Here is a 13,847-nt window from a genome sequence, read left to right as displayed (position 1 = left end):
ACCGGCTATCGGCGGCGCGCTCAGGCCGCCGAGCGGCGTCCTGGGATCGGGGTTCCCGGCGTCTCGTGACCGACCGGCGTGACCAAAGTCAGGTCCGGATAGCCGTTCTCGATCAGCTTGACCGCGGCCTGCGTCACCTGATCGTCGGCCTCCAGCATCGACAGGAACACCTCGGTGCCGTCGCCGACGAGGCGGCCGATGCCGTGCGCGTCGGCCGGGCCGCATTCGACCACGACGAGGTCGTAGGCCGTGGTCAGCGACTGCATGATGATCGGCAAGCGATCGGCGGCGCGCATGGCGCGGACCGGATCGGAGGTGCCGACCGGAATGACATGCGCGTCCGAATAGAGGTCGGGGTGAATGACGTCGCTGAACTGCGCCTCGGAAGCGAGCAGGTTGGTGATGCCGGGGAACAGGCTCGAATCCAGCATCGGCCGCGACGCGGCGCCCGAAGCGGTGAGATCGAGCAGCAGCACGCGCAGGCCGGCATCCGAGACTTCGCGCGCAACCAGCACGGCCGAAGCGGCGGCTTCGTCGCCCTCGGGCGAGACAAAGATCGCCCGCGCCGCGCCGGACGCGATCAGCTTCTCGGCCGCTTTGTCGACGTCAATCTCGCCCAGCTTGGATTGCCTTGGCTCGGGTTCAGGCTCCGGCGCCGATTCACCTGGTCCAACAGGCGGCGGCGCGGCGGCAGCGTGGGCCTCCACCGGCTCGCTTCCAACCGGCTTCGGGAGTTCCGCCTCTGCAATCGACTGTCCGGCAGTCGGTTCCTGGTAAGGCGCAAAGGTGCGACCTTCTTCAGGAAGCTCAGCCACCACTGGCTCGGTCCTCGCTGCAGGCATCGGTACCTGCTCGATCTGCTCGAACCGTGCGCCCGGCGCCGGCCGCATGGCGCGACCGGAGAACAGTTCTCCAAGCAAGGTGGCGATCGCCATCAACAGCAGCGAGGCAGCCGCCGCAGCGCCCGTTATCGGGCCGATCTTCGGGAAATAAGGCTCGCTCGGCACCCGCGCTTCCGAAATGATGCGCGCGTCGACAGGGACATATCTGCGGTCGTTGCGCGAGGCGGCCTCGCGATAATTCGCCATATAGGATTCAAGCTGTTGGCGCTGGACGTTGGCGTCGCGCTGCAACGCGTCGAGCTCGACCTGCTGCTCGCCGGCCCGCGCCGAAGCGGCTTTCTGCGTGTTGACGTCAGCGACGAGCTGCGCCTCGCGAGCCTTGGCCGCGTCGGCCTGCGCCATCAGCCCGCGGATGATCTTCTGGGCCTCGTTGCGGATCTGGCCGTCGAGATCGGCGAGCTGCGACTTCAGCGCCCGGATGCGCGGATGGTTGTCCAGCAAGGTTGTCGACAGGTCGGCGATGTTGGTCCTGAGTTCCACCTGACGCTCACGCAGGCGCTGGATCAATTCGGACGACAAGACCTCCGGCACCGCGTCAAGCGAGCCGCCATTCTGCAGCGCCTTGCGCACCGCATCGGCGCTGCCCTCGGCTGCGGCGCGATTGGCGCGCACCCGCGAAAGCTCGCTCGACAGCTCCGACAACTGCTGAGTCGCCAGCACCGCATTGTTGCCGCCCATCAATAAGTCGGACTGGGCCCGGAATTCCGCGACCTTGGCATCGGCCTCCTTCACCCGGTTCTGCAGGTCGGTGATCTCCGGTCCGAGATAATCGGTCGCGGCCGAATTCGACTGCATCTTGGCGTTGCCCTTGGAGGCAAGATAGGCCTGCGCGATGGCGTTCGATATCTTGGCGGCGAGCGTGGGGTCCTTCGAGGAGAACTCGATGGCGATCGCGCGGGTCTTTTCGACGGCATAGACGTTAAGCTTGTCGTGCATGGCGGTCAGCACGAGCTCTTCCGGCGGAATCTCGCGAGGGTCGCTCTTCAAGCCGAACACGACAAGCGCGTTGCTCAGTGCAGACATATTGCGCGCCGTGTTGAATTCGGGGTTGGCTTCCAGATCGAGGTCGGCAGCCACCTTCTTGAGGATGTCGGGCGAGGAAATGATCTGGACTTCGGTGGCCACCGCGCTGTCATCGATCGCAGGCCTGTCGTCGTTGGCCGTGCCGGGCGGCCGGGTGAAGACCGATTCGCGCGGCCCGATCTCCAAAGTCGCCACCGCCTTGTAGCGTGGCGTGGCGAGCCAGGCGAAAGCAAAGGCCAAACCTGTGACCAGAAGCGTGACGACGACGATGCGCAGCCAGTTTCGCCCCAGGCTGGCGAAGAGCTGTCTCAGATCGACATCGACATCTGCGGCCGCGGGTTGAACGGACATGCATCCTGCTCCGAACTTTGAGTCGAGGATGGACCGTAAACAACTATGGTAACCCAGCCGTTAAGATTACAACCAAGCGCCACCCGGCGCGCAGTGGCAAAGCACTTGGCGAAAGCACTCTAAAGACTCTGTTTTTTGCCGATCGCCGCCCGTTCAGGTTGCCGTCCTTTACCGCCCATTAACCCTAACAGGATGATAACGAGCCATGTCCTTGGGTTGGCCGCGGCGGCTTGCGGCGAGAGCGATGAAGGTACCTGACCGGTCATGAAAAGCAGAGCTTCCCTTTTTCGCGCTTTCATTGCCCTGTCGCTGCTGACCGGCTGCTCCAGCTACCGGCCGACGCCTGCCGCCTTCCACGAAGTGCTCGACCAACCCTATCGTCTGGGCGCCGGCGACCGGATCCGCGTCACGGTGTTCGAGCAGGACGGGCTGACCAACACTTACAGCGTTGATCAATCCGGTTACATCTCCTTCCCGCTCGTCGGCGCCATCCCGGCGCGCGGCCACACCGCACAGCAGTTGGAGAAGGAGATCGCCGACAAGTTGCGGCAGGGTTATCTGCGCGATCCAGACGTTTCGGTGGAGATCGACCGCTACCGGCCGATTTTCGTCATGGGCGAAGTCGGCGCCGGCGGTCAGTATTCCTACGTTCCGGGCCTCACGGTGCAGAAGGCGATCGCGATCGCCGGCGGCTTCACGCCGCGTGCCAACCAGGAGAGTGTCGACATCACCCGCGACATCAACGGCAAGGTGATGACCGGCCGGGTGCTGACATCCGACCCGCTGCTGCCCGGCGACACCGTCTACGTGCGCGAACGCCTGTTCTGAAAATCATCGACGTGGCGGCGAACCTCAGGATCGTCCACTGTTTTCGCTCACCTGTCGGAGGTATCTTCCGGCATGTGCGCGACCTGACCGAGGCGCAGGTCGCGGCCGGCCATTCGGTCGGCATCGTCTGCGATTCGACCACCGGCGGCGACTATGAGGAGCGCCTGTTCGACGGCATGAAAGGCAGCCTCGTGCTCGGCATCCATCGCACGCCGATGCAGCGCCATGTCGGCCCCGGCGACCTCGCCGCCGCCTGGCGCACCTACAAAATCATCAAGGAATTGCGGCCGGACGTGCTGCATGGGCATGGCGCCAAGGGTGGCGCCTATGCCCGGCTGTTCGGCTCATTGTTGCGGGTATCAAGGTCTCGCGTTGCCCGCCTTTATTCGCCGCATGGCGGCTCATTGCACTATGACGAAACCACAGTGACGGGGAAGCTGTTCTTCGCGCTGGAGCGCTCCATGACGCGCTTCACCGACTGCCTCCTGTTCGTCTCCGACTATGAGCGCAGGACCTACCGCCGCAAGGTCGGCGAGCCGCCTATTCCCAACAGGCTTGTCTATAATGGCCTGCGGGCCGCGGAGTTCGAGCCGGTGACGACGGCGCAGGATGCCGCCGATCTCTTGTACATCGGCATGATGCGCGACCTCAAAGGCCCCGACATCTTCATCGATGCGCTGGCCTCGGCCGGCACCGAGATGGGCCGAGCGTTGAATGCGGTGATGGTCGGCGACGGCGACGACCTGCCCCGCTACCATGCGCAGGTCGAGCGTCTGGGACTGAAGAGCAACGTCCGCTTCCTGCCGCCGATGCCGGCCAGACAGGCCTTCGCGCTGGCCGAGCTGGTCGTGGTTCCGTCCCGCGCCGAGGCGATGCCTTACATCGTGCTCGAATCGCTCGCCGCCGGCCGGCCGATGATCGCGACCGCGGTCGGCGGCATTCCGGAGATTTTCGGCGAAACCTCCCCTGCCCTGATCCGGCCGGATCCCGCCCAGCTCGCCGACAAGATCGGTCTGGCGCTCAAGGACCTCGACGCCTACCGGAAAGCCATGCCGCAGACCGACGAACTCAAGGCGCGATTCGGCGCCGACGTGATGGCCGCCGAGATCGAAAAGGCTTATTTCGCGGCGCAGAGTAAATAGTCTCGAGGCGCCGACCTCCAGCAGCCTATTGTCCTACGTCAATTGCCAGTCGGCGCGCAGCTCATCCGCGACTGCCGGCCGATAGCCCAGACGCATAGTGCTATCCCTGGCCAAGCCGACCAGTTCCTCATTGCCGCTCGCTATCCGTCCGTCGGGCATGAGCAGATTGTTCTCGAAGCCGACGCGGATGTTCCCGCCAAGCAATGCGCCGGCGAGGACGCACGCCGCCTCCTTGCCGCCGAAGGCGCATGTCGACCAATGCGCGAAACGCGGCATGGCTTCACCGAGAAAAGGCAAAAGGTCGGCGGGATCGGATGTCTGGCCGACGGTATAGCGTCCCAGCACGTAGAGCACCGAAAGCCGCTCGAACGAACGACGCCGCGGGCTTGCAACGCAGCCAGTTGCAACGCTTCAGACGGCGTATAGAGGATGAATTGCGGCGCGACGTGTTCCCGGCGCAGCCAAAGAAGGAAAGCGCCGAAGTCGCCTTCGCCGCCGGCATCCGGCAACAGCTCGCGCAAGGCGAGCGAAACCGCTTCGGGTCGTACTTCGCGGACCACCCGCATCTGCTGGGCGGGCGTATAGATACCGAGCGATTCGCTGGTGATTTGTGCGACCAGCCTGTCACGGACGACTTCCCGTATCGCGCTCAGAGCTTGGCGATAAGCGTCGGCATCAAGAAGGTGGCCGCAGTCACGGTCGCGCACATGCACATGTATCATGCTGGCGCCGGCGTCGAGGCAAAGGCCTGCGACGCGCGCGAGTTCGGACGCCGTCATGGGCAAAGCAGGATGATCCGCTTGCGTCTTTCTGCCGCCGTTCGGTGCAACGGCGATCGAAACAGAACGGGGCGTCATAGCAACTCCATTCGATCCATGGGCATTGCTATCGACCCTTCCGCAAGGAGAAACAAGGCACTTCGCCGATATGGTCTAGACGCTCCAGTCGATCGACTTTGCGCCTGGTCTAGTCGCCGCCCCCGCGCACCTGACGACCCCTCCGATCCCTGACGCGCCGCGCCGCAACCCGCATCGCAACGGCACAGACCGGTCTAAAACCACCGGTTGTTTCAAGGCTTTATTAGCTCTCTTTTGCTATGCAGTTCCGGTAGCTGGCGGACCAGTCCCATGAACGAGATCGATCCCGCGCGCCGCTTTTCCATGGATGCGGTGCGCAATTTCGACACCCCTGCCGACGGCGAGAAGCCCAGCGGCATGAACGACGTTGCGCGCAATGTCGCCTCGCAATACCGGCGCGATACGATGTCGCCGATCATGGTCAGCGGCGTGCTGCGCATGGTCGAGTTCGCGCTGCTGTTTTTGTCGGGGCTCTGCGTCTACTTCTACTATGTCGGCTTCTTCAACTATCTGGCCTGGCAGTATCCGCTGACGATCGCCGCATCTTCGTTCCTGGCCGTGGTGCTGCTCGACGTCTCCGACTGCTACCAGATCGCGGCGCTGATGCGCCCGTTCGCCAATTTCGGCCGGGTGCTGCTGGTCTGGGCCGGCACCTTCGCGCTGATGGCGCTGACCGCCTTCGCCATGAAGGCCTCGGAAGACTATTCGCGCCTTTTGTTCGGCACCTGGTTCGTGGTCGGCTTCCTTTTGATCTTCGGCCTCAGGGTGGTGATGTCGCGACTGATCCGGCGCTGGGCGCGCGACGGCCGCATGGAGCGGCGCGCCGTCATCGTCGGCGGCGGCAAAGCGGCGGAGCAGCTGATCCGTTCCGTCGAGAAGCAGCCCTACAACGATATCCGGATCTGCGGCATCTTCGACGACCGCGGCGACAAGCGCTCGCCGCCGATCGTTGCCGGCTATCCGAAGCTCGGCACCATATCCGAACTGATCGAATTCGCCCGTATCGCGCGCATCGACATGCTGATCGTGTCGCTGCCGCTGACCGCGGAGTCGCGCGTGCTGCAGCTTCTGAAGAAGCTCTGGGTGCTGCCGGTCGACATCCGGCTGTCGGCGCATTCCAACGCGCTGCAGTTCCGCCCGCGCGCCTATTCCTACATCGGCTCGGTGCCGATGCTCGACATCTTCGACAAGCCGATCAACGACTGGGACTCTGTCGCCAAGCGCGCCTTCGACATCGTCTTTTCGCTGATCGGCATCGTCGTCTTCTCGCCGGTGATGCTCGCGACCGCGATCGCCATCAAGCTCGACAGCAAGGGTCCGGTTCTGTTCAAGCAGAAGCGGCATGGCTTCAACAACGAAATCATCGAGGTCTACAAGTTCCGCTCGATGTTCACCGACCGGTCCGACCCGACGGCAAAACAGACGGTGACCAAGAACGACCCTCGCGTCACCCGCGTCGGCCGTTTCATCCGCAAGACCTCGATCGACGAACTGCCGCAATTCTTCAACGCGCTGCTCGGCTCGCTGTCGCTGGTCGGGCCGCGCCCGCACGCGATCGCCGCGCAGTCGCACAACCTGCTCTACAACGAAGTGGTCGACGGCTATTTCGCGCGCCACAAGGTCAAGCCTGGCGTCACCGGCTGGGCGCAGATCAATGGCTGGCGCGGCGAGATGGACACCAACGAAAAGATCCGCATGCGCACCGAATACGACCTCTACTACATCGAGAACTGGTCGATGCTGTTCGACCTGCGCATCCTGTTCCTGACGCCGATCCGCCTGCTCAACACGGAAAACGCCTATTGAGCGCCGTCGTCCATGAGGTGCCGGCTTCGGCGGTCAACGCCAAGCTGATCGCGCTGATCGCGTCGGCGGCGATAGGCATCGGCATTCTTCTCTCCGGCTTCGTCATCAGCGAGCCCGCGCCCTACGAAATCTACATGGCCGGGCTGATCGCGGTGTGGGCGCTGTTCGGCCTCAGGATCTCGCGCGCGATCCTGCCGCTGCTGATCCTTTTGGTGACGATGAACATCGGCGGCATGATCGCCATGACGCAGATGGAAGACCTCGCCAACACGCCGCTCTATCTCGCGGTGTCGCTGTTCCTGGCGTTCAGCGCCGTGTTCTTCGCCTCGGTGACCTCGACCCAGCCCAGCCTCTACCGGCTGATCTTCATCGCCTATGTGGTATCGGCTGTGGCGACGTCGCTGCTCGGCATCGCCGGTTATTTCCACGCCTTTCCTGGCGCCGAGATATTCACCAAATACGACCGCGCCGCCGGCGCGTTCCAGGACCCGAACGTGTTCGGGCCGTTCCTGGTGCTGCCCGGCACCTATCTGCTCTATTTGCTTTTGACCGGGCCGGTGTCGCGCATGCCGCTATTGGCGGTGCCCCTGCTCGCCATCACCGCCGGCATCTTCTTTTCCTTCTCGCGCGGTGCCTGGGGCATGTTCGCGGTCTCGGCGGTGTTGCTGACCGCATGCCTGTTCCTGCAGAGCGCCAGCGGCAAGTTCCGGCTGCGGGTCGTGGTGATGACGATCGCGGCCGTGGCGCTGCTGGTCATCGCCTTCGTCGTCATCCTGCAACTGCCTGGCGTGTCGGACATGTTCACCCAGCGCGCGCAGCTCGAGCAGAGCTACGATTCGGCGCGGCTCGGCCGTTTCGCCCGCTATACGATCGGCTTCCAGCTGGCGATGGAGCATCCTTTCGGCATCGGCCCGCTGGTCTTCGGCACGATCTATGGCGAGGACACGCACGATATCTGGCTTAAGGCGCTGATGGATTATGGCTGGCTGGGGTTCGTCTCGTTCCTGACGCTGACTTTGTGGACGATCGGCGCCGGCTTCCGCATTCTTTTGCGCGACCGGCCGTGGCAGCCCTATCTGCTCTGCGCCTATGTCGCCTATCTCGGCAATATCGGCCTCGGCACCTTCATCGACATCGACCACTGGCGCCATCTCTATCTGCTGATGGGCCTGGTCTGGGGTGCGATCGCGCTTGAGTACCGGCACCAGCGAGAATTGCGGCTGGAGAGGCCGGCATCCCTGCTCTCGATTTCACCTGCAAGATAGCAGCCGAATTCGGTTGACCCGCACGGGGTTATCACGATACATCGCCACCCGGTCCGGAGTGTAGCGCAGCCCGGTAGCGCACTTGACTGGGGGTCAAGGGGTCGTCGGTTCGAATCCGGCCACTCCGACCATTCTAATCCTTGAAATCCCCCGCGAAGGCAGCGTGAAGCGTTAGCGGCGAGTTTGCGCCAACCGCCTATGCCCCATGCGCCGCCAACATCCGTCGCGCGCTTTCCTCGTCAGTGATCAGGATGGTCGGCGCGATCAGGTTCATGGCGCCGAGCAGCGCCTGGGTCTTTTCCGCGCCACCAGAGGTGAGGATGCGGATCGGCGCCTTGCGCAGGCGGTCGACATCCACCGACATCACATGGCCGTTCACGGGATGGTCGACCAGATCGCCATTGCGGTCGTAGAAATGGAACAGAAGATCGCCGACCGCGCCGCGCGCCAGCAGGGCTTCGCGGTCCGCTTCCTTGAGGAAGCCGCCGCGCGAGAAGGTGGTGGCCGAGGCGATGCCGCCGACGCTGAGCAGCACGGCGTCGAGCGCGTCGGCCATCTCGAAGATCTCCTGCAGGCCGCAACGCTCGACCAGCGCGATCTTGGTTTCGACGCTGTCGACGACGGCCGGCGTCGGCATCAGATAGCCGTCGCCCTGGAAAATCTGGGCAAAGCGCCAGGCGAACTCGGCCGGGTTGACCCGGCGCGCGATGCCGACGCCGCCGAGCAGCGAAATCACGCTGAAATCGGTCAGCGATTTGGCGCTGATGAACGGCAAGGAGTGGAACAGCGTCACGCCCCAGCCGACGCCGACGCGCATGCCGGATTTCATCGCGTCGGACAGGAACATGCCGGTCTTGGCGGCGATGGCCGGGATCGGATCGGCATTGGGGTCGGTGAGCGGCGCGACCAGCGCCTGCTGCAGGCCGAAGGTGCGTTCCAGCGCCCGCTCCAGCCGTACGATCTCCAGAAGCTCGCTCTCAATGGTGATCTTCACCTCGTTGCGCGCCCTCGCGTCGGCCAGCATGCGCACGATGGTGACGCGGCCGACGCCGAGCACGTCGGCGATTTCGTTCTGCGTCATCTGCTCGACGAAATACATCCAGGCGGCGCGGATTCTCAGGCGATCGCTGCGGCTTTCATTGACGACCTGCTCGGACGCTTCCGCCCGGCCGCTTTCAGATTCGCCTTGATGCCGCCTGCCCAAATTCCCCTCCACGATCGAACGCCGATTCTGCACGCTGGTTAATTATCGTCTATTGATCTACCAATCGACACGAACAATCTAGAGAGGGCGACTGGCGCCCTAAGCCGTAACCGGCTTCAGCATTTCGAGGCAATTGGCAATGCTGCGACAAATCTCCGAGGATGTCCGCGTCAACCTGAAGGACCGGCTCAGGGAACTGCGCGACGTCATCCGCCAGAGCCGGCATGACAGCACCGGCGAGCCGCCGCGCGAAATCGCCAATCTGCCGCCGTTCCCAGGCAAGAGCCTGCTCGGCCACGCGGCGAGCGCCGTCGACGAGGCGCTGACGATCGCCGAATCCTTCGTTCCGCATTCGCGGCCGCTCAAGATCGACGGTACCACGGTCAAAAGCCTGAGAACCTATTTTCCCGAAGGCAATGAGGACCGGCAGATCGACGGCGAGCGCCAGTTCCGGCGCGATATGTACTACCTGACGCGCGCAGTGCTCGCCGGCTATGGCGTCGACAATCCGCGCGTGCATGAGGCGAGTTTTTCCGCCGTCCAAGCCGCGATGCGCAAGCGCTATGCGGACCTTCTCGCCGTAGCGACCGCGGAGGCGGCCGCCACCGATCAGGTCGCGGCGGCGTGCTCGGCGCTGCTTGTCGAAAGCCTCGGCCATCACCCTGTGCAATCCGGCGAGACCGCAAGCGGCGACCGCTCGTTGAACATAAAATGCCTTGCGCCGCTGGCGCTTGCCTGCGGACTGGCGAGCAAGGCCGAGGGCGCGCCCGAGCCCGATATTCTGGAGATCGCGGTGCTGGCGGCCGAAGTGCGGGAGGATCGCATCCGCCAGGCCTGCGCGCAGCCCGATGCGGTCAAGGAACTGACCCCGGTTTTCGCCACCCTGCTTGCGCATCTGACGTAACCGGCGGTTCGACATCGGTTATTTTTCGGCCGCCATGGCGGCGATGGTCTTCTTGGCACGCTGGATCGAGGCCGGGCTCATGCTGAGCTCGGTCAGGCCCATCTTGACGAAGATCGGTATCAAATCCGGACGGCCCGCAGCCTCGCCGCACATGCCGACCATGATGCCGGCGGCGACGCCCGCTTTGGCCGTCAGCTCTATCGCCGACATCACCGCCGGATTGGCGACGTCGTTGAGCTTGGCGACGGTCGGATTGAGGCGATCGGCGGCCATGATGTACTGGGTGAGATCATTGGTGCCGATGGAGAAGAACGCCACTTCCCTGGCCAGCGCCGGCGCGATCAGCACGGCGGCCGGCGTCTCGATCATGACGCCGAGATCGAAGGCCGCATGCGGCACGCCTTCGGCCTTCAGTTCGGCCGCGCATTCTTCGACCAGCGCACGCGTGCGGGTGACTTCGGCGATTTCCGAGACCATCGGCAGCATCACCTTGATGTTGCCGTGGACGGCGGCCCTGAGCAGCGCCCGCAGTTGCTTCTTGAAGATGTCGGGGCGGTCGAGGCACATGCGGATGCCGCGCCAGCCGAGGAAAGGGTTTTCCTCGTCTGGGAATTCGATGCCGGCGATCGGCTTGTCGCCGCCGATGTCCAGCGTGCGCACGATGACGGAATGCGGCGCGAAGGCCTTGGCCAAGGCGCTGTAGGTCTCTGCCTGCATGTCCTCGGACGGCAGATGCATGTGGCGCATGAAGAGCAGTTCGGTGCGGAACAGCCCGACGCCCATGGCGCCGGCTTCCTGCGCCGCCTCGATCTCCTCCAGCGAACCGATATTGGCCGCGACCTCGATGACCGTGCCGTCGGCGCGTTTCGGTGTCACGCTCTTGAAGACGGTCAGACCCGCCCGCTCCTGCGCAGCGGCCTCGACGCGCCGCGTGAAATCGCTGCGCACGGCCTCGTCCGGATCGACGATGACATGCCCGGCATTGCCGTCGATCGCGACCTCCTTAGCGGCGCGCAGCGCGTTTACCTTCTCGCCGAGACCCAACACCGCCGGGATGCCGTGCGAGCGGGCGATGATGGCGATGTGCGAGGTGGCGCCGCCATGGCCGCAGACCACGCCGCCGATGCGCTTCAACGGCGCGCGCGCCAGGTCCCAGGCGCCGATATCGTCGGCAATCAGGATCGCGCCTTGCGGGATCGACTCGAGGCTGACCTCGTCCTGGCCGAGCAGAACGAGGCAGATCTGTCGGCCGACGGCGTGGACGTCGTCGGCGCGGGCATTGAGGTAGTGGTCGTCGACGGCGCTGAAATCGGCCGCGATGGTGGAAGCCGCGCCAATGACGGCCGACACCGCGTCATCGCCCTCGCCGATCAGCTTTTCGACCTCGCCGGTCAGGCTGTCGTCGGCGGCGATGTCGCGCAGGGCGGCGACGATGCCGCGGTCGCCGGCCGATAGGCTGTCCTCGGCAAGCGTGCGGTCCATGCGCGCCTGCACCGTCGCTATGGCGCTGCGAAAGCGTTCGATCTCGCCGTCGATCTCTTCGGCTCGCAGGCGCCTGCCCGGCCCTTCGATCTCGGCGGGGAAATGTGCGAAGGCCGGTCCAATGGCCACGCCCTCACTGGCGGCAACGCCCTGGAGCTTCGGCGTTGCATCTCCTGGCGGAGCGTCGGCGGGCGATGCGACTTCAGGAGCGGCAGTGGCCGGCGCCTCCGCAGCGGCTTCGCCCGGCTCTTCCTCGAGACCGGCGCGCGGGTTCTCCAGGTAGCCGATCAGCGCCTCGATCGCCTCGATCGCGTCGGCGCCATTGGCGCGCACGGTGACTTCCTGGTTTTCCTTGACCGCCAGGAGCATCAGCTTGACCGAGCTCTTGGCGCTGACCGCCTTGCCGTCCTTGACCAGCTCGACGTCGGATTCGAAGCCCTTGGCGAGCTTGACGAACCGCGTGGCGGGACGGGCGTGCAAACCTTCATGCACTCTGACGATGGTCGAGCGTTCCATGACTATACTCTAGCTTGTAGCGCCATCTTCGCGACGGCGGAAATCCTATCAGGCGGCGATGGTGATGACAGCGCCCGGCGTCAGCGCGCTCACCAGCGCAGCGGTGTCGATCTCGGACGCGCATAATTCGCCCGGCCTTTCGGCCTCGGTCGCGCCGTTGAAGGAGATGACGACATGGCCCATTTCGCGGACCTTGCTCCAGGCCGTTTCGCCGACGGCCGTTATCGTTGCCGAAACCGCTCCGAGCGTGATCGACGCGCCTTTCGCCGGCCCGTCGTCGCTCGGGCCTTCCTCCGTCTTGTGCAGCACGGAGACTTCGGCCAGTTCGGGAGGCGAGCCATCCGCGAACAGGATGACCACGCCGCCCTCGGCGAGGTCCGCCACTTCGGGTCCGATAGAAGTGACCCGTGTCTTGAGAAGAACCGACATATGGCGAACCTCGTTTTGTTACTGATACCTTAGAGCAGTTCAGCGTTCCGCTAACCTGCTCTAACTATTTGTCTCTACGCAATTCCGAACGGAAAACCGCAACGCACCTTTCCTGGAATTGCTTCAGAACACGATCAGGGACACGACCCACGCGATCAGCACGGAGACCGGGCCCATGATCTGGCGGCTGATCAGCACCGCCGGCACACCGATTTCGATCGTCTTCGGCTTGGCTTCACCCAGCGCCAGGCCGACCGGGACGAAGTCGCAGCCGACCTGGGTGTTGTAGGCAAACAGCGCCGGCAGCGCCATTGCCGGGGAGATGGTGCCGTTGGCGATCTGCGGTCCGATGATGGCGACGCCGATGACCTGCGCGATGACCGCGCCCGGTCCCAGGATGGGCGACAGGAACGGCAGGCCGCAGATGGCCGAGATGATCAGCAGGCCGACGATGTTGTTGGCCAGCGGTCCCATCGGCTGGGCCAGCACGTCACCGATGCCGGTATAGAGGATCAGGCCGATCAGCATGGTCACGAAGGCCATGAAGGGCAGCACGTTGCGCACGACCTGGTCGATGGTGCGGCGGCCGGAGTTGAAGAAGATGCCGACCACGCGGCCCATGACGCGGCCGATCGAGCTGATCAGGCCGATCAGCCCGCCTTCGCTCGGCAGCGGCTCGGCCGCCCGGGTTGCTGTGTTGTTGTTGCTCGAACTCATCGATGCTGCTCCCCCCGCAGTGGTGACCGCCTCGGATCCGTCGGCCATTGTGACATTGGCCGGCTTCACGCCCGAAACGTAGATGTCTTCCGTGATGAACTGGGCGAGCGGACCCGCCTGGCCGACCGGCGTCAAATTGACGGTCGGGATACGCTTGCGCGGGTAGACGCCGCAGCGCGCGGTGCCGCCGCAGTCGACGACGACGACAGCCATCTCGCTTTCGATCGGCGGCGCCTTGAACCCGTCGACGGCCGTGGCGCCGGTCATATCGGCAATGAGCTGCGCCACCGGATGGATGCCGCCGCCGGTGACGGAGACGACCTTGTCACGCTGCGCGGTCGGCTCGATGACGAGCGGACCGCCCCAGCCTGTGTTGCCCCGGGAGATCTTTACGGCTTTGAATGTCTTGGCCATGATGTCC

At 64.4% G+C, this 13,847-nt stretch carries 10 protein-coding genes, 1 tRNA gene and 1 pseudogene; 6 read left to right on the top strand and 6 right to left on the bottom strand.

The window, feature by feature from the left end; genetic code table 11:
• Positions 1–20 precede the first annotated feature (20 nt).
• Entirely contained in the window at positions 21–2,276 is a 2,256-nt protein-coding gene (locus FJ988_RS20645) for an exopolysaccharide transport family protein (protein ID WP_140820187.1), read from the bottom strand.
• Positions 2,277–2,540: 264 nt separating this feature from the next.
• On the opposite strand from FJ988_RS20645, the gene FJ988_RS20640 reads away from it, so the two are divergent.
• Together FJ988_RS20640 and FJ988_RS20635 are read left to right on the top strand one after the other, a co-directional pair.
• Positions 2,541–3,104, top strand: coding sequence for a polysaccharide biosynthesis/export family protein (locus FJ988_RS20640; protein ID WP_140820186.1), 564 nt, complete (start codon positions 2,541–2,543; stop codon positions 3,102–3,104).
• An 11-nt stretch (positions 3,105–3,115) separates the two neighbouring features.
• Positions 3,116–4,246, top strand: a complete 1,131-nt coding sequence (locus tag FJ988_RS20635; protein WP_140820185.1) for a glycosyltransferase family 4 protein — start codon at positions 3,116–3,118, stop codon at positions 4,244–4,246.
• 33 nt (positions 4,247–4,279) lie between these two features.
• Here FJ988_RS20635 and FJ988_RS20630 read toward each other — a convergent pair.
• A pseudogene (locus FJ988_RS20630) lies at positions 4,280–5,103 on the bottom strand (3-keto-5-aminohexanoate cleavage protein).
• Positions 5,104–5,373: 270 nt separating this feature from the next.
• Here FJ988_RS20630 and FJ988_RS20625 point away from each other — a divergent pair.
• From FJ988_RS20625 to FJ988_RS20615, 3 genes are all read left to right on the top strand, one after another.
• A complete protein-coding gene (locus FJ988_RS20625; protein ID WP_140820184.1) occupies positions 5,374–6,909 on the top strand; it encodes an undecaprenyl-phosphate glucose phosphotransferase in 1,536 nt (511 codons plus the stop codon).
• Positions 6,906–8,174 (top strand): O-antigen ligase, encoded by a 1,269-nt coding sequence (locus FJ988_RS20620; protein WP_140820183.1) that lies wholly within the window; start codon positions 6,906–6,908, stop codon positions 8,172–8,174. The genes FJ988_RS20625 and FJ988_RS20620 overlap by 4 nt, the downstream gene beginning before the upstream one ends.
• 54 nt (positions 8,175–8,228) lie before the next feature.
• Positions 8,229–8,305: transfer RNA gene (locus FJ988_RS20615), tRNA-Pro, on the top strand.
• A 65-nt stretch (positions 8,306–8,370) separates the two neighbouring features.
• Here the strand turns inward: FJ988_RS20615 and FJ988_RS20610 are convergent.
• Complete coding sequence (locus FJ988_RS20610) at positions 8,371–9,378, bottom strand: sugar-binding transcriptional regulator (protein WP_140820182.1); 1,008 nt, start codon at positions 9,376–9,378, stop codon at positions 8,371–8,373.
• A 139-nt stretch (positions 9,379–9,517) separates the two neighbouring features.
• Between FJ988_RS20610 and FJ988_RS20605 the strand changes: the two genes are divergently transcribed.
• Complete coding sequence (locus FJ988_RS20605) at positions 9,518–10,282, top strand: hypothetical protein (protein ID WP_140820181.1); 765 nt, start codon at positions 9,518–9,520, stop codon at positions 10,280–10,282.
• Positions 10,283–10,300: 18 nt separating this feature from the next.
• Here FJ988_RS20605 and ptsP read toward each other — a convergent pair whose 3' ends face one another.
• The 3 genes from ptsP to FJ988_RS20590 all read right to left on the bottom strand — a co-directional run bounded on the left by ptsP (position 10,301) and on the right by FJ988_RS20590 (position 13,840).
• Positions 10,301–12,280, bottom strand: a complete 1,980-nt coding sequence (ptsP, locus tag FJ988_RS20600; protein WP_140820180.1) for a phosphoenolpyruvate--protein phosphotransferase — start codon at positions 12,278–12,280, stop codon at positions 10,301–10,303.
• 48 nt (positions 12,281–12,328) lie between these two features.
• Positions 12,329–12,709: a PTS glucitol/sorbitol transporter subunit IIA gene (locus FJ988_RS20595; protein WP_140820179.1), complete on the bottom strand. Its 381-nt coding sequence runs from the start codon at positions 12,707–12,709 to the stop codon at positions 12,329–12,331.
• 123 nt (positions 12,710–12,832) lie between these two features.
• On the bottom strand, positions 12,833–13,840 hold the full coding sequence (locus FJ988_RS20590) for a PTS glucitol/sorbitol transporter subunit IIB (protein ID WP_140820178.1): 1,008 nt from the start codon (positions 13,838–13,840) through the stop codon (positions 12,833–12,835).
• Positions 13,841–13,847 lie beyond the last annotated feature (7 nt).

The sequence above is a fragment of the Mesorhizobium sp. CU3 genome (genome assembly GCF_006442965.1).
GTDB lineage: Bacteria > Pseudomonadota > Alphaproteobacteria > Rhizobiales > Rhizobiaceae > Mesorhizobium.
Note: the sequence above shows the minus strand (reverse complement) of the source record. Positions and strands in the feature narration are given on the sequence as shown.